Consider the following 8,418-nt stretch of genomic DNA (forward strand, 5'->3'; position numbering starts at 1 on the left):
CTCGTGCTCATCTTCATCCTCAGACGCCTCGCCGCGGCCGTGGGCATCATGCTGGCCTCGTCGGTGCTCATGTACGTCCTCGCGATCAACTCCGGCGATCCCCTCGCCGACCTGCGCGAGAGCAACGCTGACAACCGCGAGCTGCTCATCCAGCAGCGCATCGAGTACATGAACCTCGACATGCCCTGGTACCAGCGGTACTTCACCTGGCTCACCGGCGTCGGCAAGTGCGTCGTCGGCGCCTGCGACCTCGGCCTCAACCGCAGCGGCCAGGACGTGGCCGCGCAGCTCGGCCAGGCGGCCAGCTCCACCCTGCAGCTCGTCTTCCTCGCCACGATCATCGCCCTCGTCGTGGGCATCGCCATCGGCGTCCTGACCGCCGTGCGTCAGTACTCCGGGCTGGACTACGCCGTGACGCTGCTGACCTTCCTGTTCTTCTCGCTGCCGGTGTTCTGGGCCGCCGTGCTCTTCAAGGAGTACCTCGCCATCGGCTACAACGACTGGCTTGCGGATCCGCAGTTCACCCCCGTCGAGATCGCCATCATCGCGATCGTCGCGGGCCTGCTGATGCAGGTGTTCCTGGCCGGCTCGCTGAAGCGCCGCCTCCTCACCTTCGCGATCACCGCGGCCTTCTTCGCGGTCGCGATCCCCACGCTGCTCGCGCTGGACTACTTCCGTGAGCCGAAGCTCGGCTTCGTCGGCGTGGCCCTGCTCACCGTCGCCGCCGCACTGACGATCGTGGTGCTCAGCGTGGGCCTGCAGAACCGCAAGGTGCTGTACCCCGTGCTCATCACGGCCGGCATCGTCATCGTGATGCAGTTCGCGCTGGTGAACGTGTTCATCTACTACATGAACTGGTGGATCATCATCGGCGGCCTCGCGCTGGCCGTCGCGGTGCCCTGGGTCATCGCGCATTACATGGGCGGCCGCTACCGCACCGTCGCGATCGGCGCGAGCGTGGCCACCGGCGTCATCGGCGCGGGCCTGACGGTGCTCGACCACGTGTTCCGCACCTGGCCGAGCTTCCTCGACAAGAAGCCGCGCCCGATCTCGACGATCGGCTCGCACACACCGAACTTCACGGGCGACTTCTGGCAGGTCTTCCTCGACCACGCCACCCAGCTGCTGCTGCCGACGCTGGTGCTCACCGTGATCTCGCTGGCCAGCTACAGCCGCTACACGCGCAGCTCGATGCTCGAGGTGAACCGTCAGGACTTCATCCGCACCGCGCGCGCCAAGGGGGCGCCCGAGCGCATCGTGATCTTCCGTCACGCGCTGCGCAACGCCCTCATCCCCATCACCACGATCGCCGCGTTCGACTTCGCCGGCCTCATCGGCGGCGCCGTCATCACCGAGCGCGTGTTCGGCTGGACCGGCATGGGCGCGATGTTCAGCACGGGGCTCTCGCAGGTCGACCCCGCGCCGGTCATGGCGTTCTTCCTGGTCACCGGCCTGGCCGCGATCGTCTTCAACATGCTGGCGGACATCTTCTACGCCGTCCTGGACCCGAGGATCCGAGTATGAGCACCACCGACAGCCACAACTCCGCACCGGTCACGTCGACCGACATCTACGACCTCGCCGAGGCCGAGGACGCCGCGCTCCTCAAGAAGAGCGCCAAGCCGCTCTCGCAGGGCCAGCTCGTCCGGCGCCGGTTCTTCCGCCACAAGGCGGCGATGATCTCGCTCGTCGTGATCCTGCTGATCGTCGGCGTCTCGTTCAGCTCCATGGGCTTCCTCGGGATCCCCGGCTGGTGGGACAAGAGCTACACGGACGCCGGCGAGGTCGTCAACGGCGGCGCCCCGACGCTCAGCCTCATCCCGACCTGGCTCGGCGGCGAGGGCATCCACCTCGGCGAGCACCCGTTCGGCCAGGAGAGCACGGGCAAGGACTACTTCGCGCTCGTCATGGTCGGCACCCAGCGCTCGATCATCATGGGCTTCGTGGTCGGGCTCATCTCGACCTTCATCGGCTCGGTCATCGGCGCGGTCTCGGGGTACTTCCGCGGCCGCACCGACTCGGTGCTGATGCGCATCACCGACGTCGTCATCGTCATCCCGCTGCTGGCGATCGCCGCCGCGCTGGGCCAGATCGCCGGCAACATCGGCAGCTCGGTGTTCCTCCTCGCCCTCATGATCGGCCTCATCTCGTGGACGGGACTCGCGCGCCTCGTCCGCGGCGAGATCCTCTCGCTGCGCGAGCGGGAGTTCGTCGCCGCCGCCCAGTCGATGGGCGCCGGCGCGGGCCGGATCATCTTCCAGCACCTGATGCCCAACACGGTCGGCGTCATCATCGTGAACGCCACGTTCGCGATCGCGAGCGCCATCCTGCTCGAGAGCTCGCTGTCGTTCCTGGGCTTCGGCGTGCGCCCGCCCGAGACCTCGCTCGGCCTGCTGATCGACCAGTACCAGGGCGCGTTCACGAACCGCCCGTGGCTGTTCTGGTGGCCGGGCGGGCTGATCGTCGCCTTCGCCCTCGCGGTGAACTTCGTCGGCGACGGCCTGCGCGACGCCTTCGACCCGCGCCAGAGCGGCCGCATCCGCCGCGCCGGCCTGTTCGACTGGTCGGGACGCAACAAGCAGGCGCCCGCCGCGGCCATCGCGGCACCCCAGGTCGAGATCCAGCCCGGCCCCAGCAACCCCGACGCCGCCGACACCGAAGGCGGATACGACATGGACAAGGGAGGCCGCGCATGACCGCCGTCGATCCGAACGCGGCACCCGCCCTCGCGTTCACCGACCTGAACGTGCGATTCGCCACAACGGGCGGGCTCGTGCACGCCGTGAAGGACCTCTCGCTCGATGTGAGGCCCGGCGAGGTCGTGGCGCTCGTGGGCGAGTCCGGCTCGGGCAAGTCGGTCACCTCGACCGCCGCCATGGGCCTGCTGCCCGCCAACGCGCTCGTCACGGGCGAGGCCCGGGTGGGCGGCGTGAACGTCGTCGGCCTGGCCGAGGAGAAGATCCGCGCGATGCGGGCCAGGGAGATCGCGATGATCTTCCAGGAGCCGATGACGGCGCTGAACCCGGTGCTGTCGATCGAGAAGCAGCTCGTCGAGACCTTCGAGCTGCACGACGTCGCGTACGGCGCCGACGCCGTCGACCGCGCCATCGAGCTGCTGCGCCTCGTGGGCATCCCCGAGCCCGAGAAGCGGATCAAGCAGTACCCGCACCAGTTCTCGGGCGGTCAGCGCCAGCGCATCGTGATCGCGATCGCCATCTCGCTGCGCCCGAAGGTGATCATCGCCGACGAGCCGACCACCGCGCTCGACGTGACGGTGCAGGCCGAGATCCTCGACCTGCTGCGCAGCCTGAAGGACGAGCTGGGCTCCGGCATCCTGCTCATCACGCACAACATGGGCGTGGTGGCCGACCTGGCCGACCGCGTGGCCGTGATGTTCCGCGGGAGGCTCGTCGAGACGGGGCCCGTGCACGACGTGCTGACGAGCCCGCAGCACCCGTACACGAAGAAGCTGCTCAACGCCGTGCCCCGCCTGGAGAACGTCGAGCTGCAGCAGGGGCACGGCGCCGAGCCCGAGGAGACGGGCCGCGAGCTCGTTCTGAAGGCCTCGGATCTGGCGATCGAGTACCACATGCGCGGCAAGCGCTTCCGCGCCGTGGAGGATGTCTCGTTCGATCTGGCCAAGAACGAGATCCTCGGCATCGTGGGCGAATCGGGATCAGGCAAGTCGACGATCGCGAAGGCCGTGCTGGGACTGATCCCCGTCGCCGAGGGCACGCTCGCCGTGCACGGCGAGGACCTCGCGTCGATCTCGCGCCGCCGCGCCAAGGCCGTGCGCCGGCGCATCGGCGTCGTGTTCCAGGACCCGGCGGCCTCGCTCGATCCCCGCTTCCCGATCGGCGACGTGCTGGCCGAGCCGATGGCGATCCACCGCGTGGGCACGAAGGCGGAGCGGCTGGCGCGCGCGCACGAGCTGCTCGACGCCGTGCGTCTGCCGCGCGACGTCGTGAACCGGTACCCGCACGAGCTGTCGGGTGGGCAGCGCCAGCGCGTGTCGCTCGCGCGGGCCCTCATGCTCAAGCCGGAGCTGCTCATCGCGGACGAGCCCACCTCGGCGCTCGACGTGTCGGTGCAGGCCGCGGTGCTCGACATGATCAAGGAGCTGCAGCAGGAGTACGCGTTCGCGTGTCTGTTCGTGAGCCACGACCTGGCCGTGGTCGACCTGCTCGCCGACCACGTGCTCGTCATGAAGGACGGGCGCATGGTGGAGCACGGGCGCACGAGCAGCGTGCTGCACCACCCGCAGGCCGACTACACGAAGCGGCTGCTCGCGGCCGCGCCCGTGCCGGAGCCGACCGAGCAGCGCGAGCGCCGCGAGGCGCGTCGCGCGCTGCTGGCCGCGCAGTAGCATGAAGGCCCGCCGGGGAATCCCGGCGGGCCTTCCGCTGTCCCGGGGGTGAGCCGAGGTGGCCGCGCAGATCGTCCTGGTGCACGGCATCCGCACGTCGGCGACGATGTGGCGCGCGCAGATCTCCCACCTGCAGAACCGCGGCCTCACGGTGCGCGCGATCGACCTGCCCGGCCACGGATCCCGGATCGACGAGGCGTGGTCGCTGGAGGAGGCGATCGCCTCGATCGACCGCGTCGTCACGAGGGCCGCCGAGCGGGGCCCCGTCGTCCTGGCGGGGCATTCCCTGGGTGGACTGCTGTCGACGGCGTACGTCGGGCGCCCGGGAGCCGCGCCGCCCGTGGCCGCCTTCGTCGCGTTCTCGTGCACGGCGCTCCCCCGCGGCGCCGGCCTTCGCGCCTATCGCCTCATGGCGCGGGGGTTCAACAGGCTCCCCGGCGGCGGCCGCTGGCTCATCGACCGGGCGCTCGACCTGCAGCTGCCGCCCGAGACCCGGTGGGACCTCGCCGCGGGCGGCTACTCGCTGCTGCAGGAGGATCGCGCGCTGGCGAGCCTCGGGGAGATCGACCTCATCCGGGCGTTGCCGCGCATCCAGCGCCGCCGCATGCCCGTGTGGTTCGTGAACGGCGAGTGGGATCAGCTGCGCGTCAACGAGCGACTGTTCACCCGGCTCGTGCCGCGCGCGGAGCTCGTGCTCGCGCGGCGGTCGACGCACCTGGTCACCGTGATGCGCCCGCGGGTCGCCGATGCCGTACTGGATCTCGCCGTCGCCACGGTCTCCGGCCCCTCCCGGGGCCCGGACTCAGGGGAATGACCTGCTAGACTCGACCCTTGGCTTGCGTGTGGGGCCACCCACACTGTCGCGCGACATCCCTCTCCTGTTGCGGGACGACATCCGAATCACCTTTCAACGAAAGTCCTACGACACGTGGCAAACATCAAGTCGCAGATCAAGCGCATCAAGACCAACGAGAAGGCGCGCGAGCGCAACAAGGCCGTCAAGACGGAGCTGAAGTCGCTCGTCCGCAAGACGCGCGACGCCGTCGCCGCCGGCGACAAGGACGCGGCCCTGGCCGCGTTCGCGAAGGCGTCGAAGAAGCTCGACAAGGCCGTGAGCAAGGGCGTCATCCACAAGAACCAGGCGGCGAACCGCAAGTCGGCGATCGCCAAGAAGGTCGCCTCGCTCTGAGCCGACCTCCCGCTGAGGCCCGTCCCGCTGGGGCGGGCCTTTCGCGTTCCCGCGGCCGGCTCACGCCCCGAACGGGCGGCGCGTGGCGACGACCGTGACCATGCGCTCGAGCGCGAAGACGGGGTCGCGCGAGGCGCCCTTGACCTCGGCGTCGGCGCGGGCGATGGCCTGGATCGCCAGGCCCAGGGTGCGCTCGCTCCAGCCGGCCTGCAGGTCGCGGCGGGCGCGATCCACCTGCCAGTCGGCCATCTTCAGCTCCTGCGCGATCTGCCGCGAACCGCCGCGGCGCCCCGCGACGCGCGCCATCGTGCGCAGCTTCATCGCGAACGCCGCCACGAGCGGCACGGGGTCGGCGCCCGAGTCGAGCGCGTGGCGCAGCGCGAGCAGCGCCTCGCCGTAGCGCCCCGCGATCGCGGTGTCCGCGACGACGAAGGAGTTCGTCTCGACGCGGCCGCCGTAGTAGCGGTTCACGATCTGCTCCGTGATGTCGCCCTCGACGTCCTGGATCAGCTGCTGGCACGCCGAGGCCAGCTCGGTGAGGTCGCCGGAGAACGCCTGCGTGAGGGCGTGCAGCGCCTTGGCCGCGATGCGCCGCCCCGCCTGCTGGAACTCCCCCGACGCGAAGGACTCGCGATCCCGGTCGTTCTTGACCGCCGGGCACGGCACCTCGACTCCCCCGCCTGTGCCGGAGCGGATGGCGTCGAGCAGCTTCTTGCCGCGCACGCTCGCCCCGGTGTGCCGCAGGATGACCGTCGCGCCCTCCTGGGGTGCCTCGATGTAGGCCAGCGCCTCGGTGAGGAACGCGTCGCTGCACTTCTCCACGCCGCTCACGCGCACGAGCCGCGGCTCGCCGAACAGCGAGGGGGATGTCACGCCGAGCAGCGTGCCCGCGACGTAGTCGTCGGCCCGGATGTCGGAGATCTCGAGCGCCGGATCCTCGGCCTTCAGGTAGTCGCGGATGCCCGCGATGGCCCGCTCCGCGCAGACCTCCTCGGGGCCGGACACGAGCACGAGCGGCGCCGGCTGGGGCTTGCGCCACGGCAGCTGCGGGATGGCCACGCCCTTCGCCGCGCCGCGACCTGAGGAGGATCGAGCGGATGCGGCGGCCATGCCCCCAGCCTACCGGCGACCGCCGACACGGCTCAGCCGCCGCGCTCTCAGCCCCCGCGCTCAGCCGCCGCGCTCGCGCCAGACGGTGAGCGCGCCCTCGTCACGGCCGACGAGGATCAGGCCGTCCTCGTCGGTGCGTGCGATCGCGGATCCGATGCTCCGCAGTTCGGCGAGGATCTCCTCGCGCGGGTGGCCGTAGTCGTTCTCGCCCACGGTGACGAGCGAGAGCGCGGGGTCGAGCTCTCGGTAGAGCGCGTGGTCCTGGTCCGCACTGCCGTGATGCGCGACCTTCACCACCTCGTAGGGACCGACCGGGTGGCTCTGCGCGATCATCGCCGCCTGTGCCTCGGCGGAGAGGTCGCCGAGGAGGATCGCGCGCGGCACCCCGCCGCCGGCGAACTCCACCACGACGCTCGCGTCGTTCCCGGAGGCCGGGCCCGCAGCGCGGGGCGCGGGCCAGAGCACGCGCCAGCGCGCGTCGCCCAGGTCGCCGTGCATCCCGGCCGCGGCCTGCACCCGTTCTGCGCCGCCGAGCGCGGCCCAGGTCGAGGCGACCTCGGCGTCGGCCGGCCCGTGCAGCACGAGGCCCACGCGCCCCGCCACGGCGGCGACCCCGCCCGCGTGATCCGCGTCGAAGTGCGTGAGGACGAGCAGGTCGATCCGGCCGATCCCGAGCCGGTCCAGGCAGGTGGCGAGCGGCTCGGGATCGGGGCCCGTGTCGATCAGCGCCACCGCGTCGCCCGAGCGGACGAGGACCGCGTCGCCCTGGCCGACCTCGCACGCGGCGATCGCCCAGTCCCGCGGTGTGGTGAGCGGCCCGATCACGGGCCCGGCGACCGCCGCTCCTGCCAGCGCCAGGCCGGTGACCAGCGCGAGGCTCGCGCCCGCCGCGCGCCGCACCGCGGCCGCGCGCAGGCCCCCGCGCGGGCGGACGACGAGCACCGTCACGCACGCGCCCACGAGTGCGAGCGCCGCGAAGCCGGTGAGCCCGCCCCACCACGGCAGGCTCGCCTGCGGCAGCGCCGCGAAGGTCTCGGCCGTCGCCGCCACCCACGAGGCCGGCAGCCACGCGAGCCAGGCCAGGGCGTCGGCCAGGGGCGGCACGAACACGAGCGCGCACGCGGCGGTGCCCAGCAGGGTCGCCGCCGGCGCCGCCGGACCGGCCAGCACGTTCGCGACTACCCCGTACAGCGCCACCTCGGGGGCGAACAGCACGATGATCGGCCCGCACACCAGCTGCGCCGACAGCGGCACCGCGAGGGCGAGGGCGAGCGGCCGCGGCATCCAGCGCTCCAGCCCCTCGGCCAGCGGCGCCGCGAGCAGCAGGAGCGCGCCCGTGGCCGCGGCCGAGAGCAGGAAGCCGTAGCTGGTGGCGAGCCACGGATCGGCCAGCAGCAGAAGCGTCACCGCACACGAGAGCACCGCCACCCCGCCGCCCGGGCGGCCGAGCAGGAGCGCGAGCATCGCGATCGCCGCCATCGTCCCGGCCCGGATCACGCTCGGCTCCGGCGTGACGAGCACGACGAACGCCGCGAGTGCGACGAGCGCGACGCCGATCCGCAGCCGCCTGCCCGCACCGCACCACGCCGCCACCGCGAACACCAGCCCGACGACGAGCGCGCAGTTCGCGCCCGAGACGGCCGTGAGGTGCGACAGCGAGGATGCCTTCATCGCCGCGTCCAGGTCGTCGGAGACGGCGCGCGTGTCGCCCACGGCGATGCCCGGCAGCAGCTGGCCGCCGCCTCCCGGGAGC

At 71.7% G+C, this 8,418-nt stretch carries 7 protein-coding genes; 5 read left to right on the forward strand and 2 right to left on the reverse strand.

What is annotated here, in order from left to right:
- Nucleotides 1-3: 3 nt before the first annotated feature.
- The 5 genes from ACYVJ0_RS01875 (at nt 4) to rpsT (ending at nt 5,555) form a co-directional block, all read left to right on the forward strand.
- On the forward strand, nt 4-1,524 hold the full coding sequence (locus ACYVJ0_RS01875) for an ABC transporter permease (RefSeq protein WP_449854235.1): 1,521 nt from the start codon (nt 4-6) through the stop codon (nt 1,522-1,524).
- Nucleotides 1,521-2,696: an ABC transporter permease gene (locus ACYVJ0_RS01880; RefSeq protein WP_460815606.1), complete on the forward strand. Its 1,176-nt coding sequence runs from the start codon at nt 1,521-1,523 to the stop codon at nt 2,694-2,696. The genes ACYVJ0_RS01875 and ACYVJ0_RS01880 overlap by 4 nt, the downstream gene beginning before the upstream one ends.
- Complete coding sequence (locus ACYVJ0_RS01885; protein ID WP_460815608.1) at nt 2,693-4,366, forward strand: ABC transporter ATP-binding protein; 1,674 nt, start codon at nt 2,693-2,695, stop codon at nt 4,364-4,366. Before ACYVJ0_RS01880 ends, ACYVJ0_RS01885 begins: the two co-directional genes overlap by 4 nt.
- Nucleotides 4,367-4,424: 58 nt before the next feature.
- Complete coding sequence (locus ACYVJ0_RS01890; protein ID WP_460815609.1) at nt 4,425-5,180, forward strand: alpha/beta fold hydrolase; 756 nt, start codon at nt 4,425-4,427, stop codon at nt 5,178-5,180.
- 114 nt (nt 5,181-5,294) lie between these two features.
- Nucleotides 5,295-5,555 (forward strand): 30S ribosomal protein S20, encoded by a 261-nt coding sequence (gene rpsT / locus ACYVJ0_RS01895; protein WP_449854239.1) that lies wholly within the window; start codon nt 5,295-5,297, stop codon nt 5,553-5,555.
- 60 nt (nt 5,556-5,615) lie between these two features.
- Here the strand turns inward: rpsT and holA are convergent, their stop codons facing one another.
- Nucleotides 5,616-6,665 carry a DNA polymerase III subunit delta gene (gene holA, locus ACYVJ0_RS01900; protein WP_460815611.1) on the reverse strand — a complete coding sequence of 350 codons (1,050 nt, stop codon included), beginning with the start codon at nt 6,663-6,665 and terminating at the stop codon, nt 5,616-5,618.
- 60 nt (nt 6,666-6,725) lie between these two features.
- Nucleotides 6,726-8,418: ComEC/Rec2 family competence protein (locus ACYVJ0_RS01905; RefSeq protein ID WP_460815613.1), on the reverse strand; the 1,693-nt coding region annotated here is incomplete at its 5' end.

It is taken from the genome of Microbacterium petrolearium, assembly GCF_054782875.1.

What these genes read in the sequence shown, in the direction of transcription:
- ACYVJ0_RS01880 (WP_460815606.1), top strand. Translation starts at nt 1,521, where the DNA reads ATGAGCACCACCGACAGCCACAACTCCGCACCGGTCACGTCGACCGAC.
- ACYVJ0_RS01885 (WP_460815608.1), top strand. Translation starts at nt 2,693, where the DNA reads ATGACCGCCGTCGATCCGAACGCGGCACCCGCCCTCGCGTTCACCGAC.
- holA (WP_460815611.1), bottom strand. Translation starts at nt 6,665, where the DNA reads ATGGCCGCCGCATCCGCTCGATCCTCCTCAGGTCGCGGCGCGGCGAAG.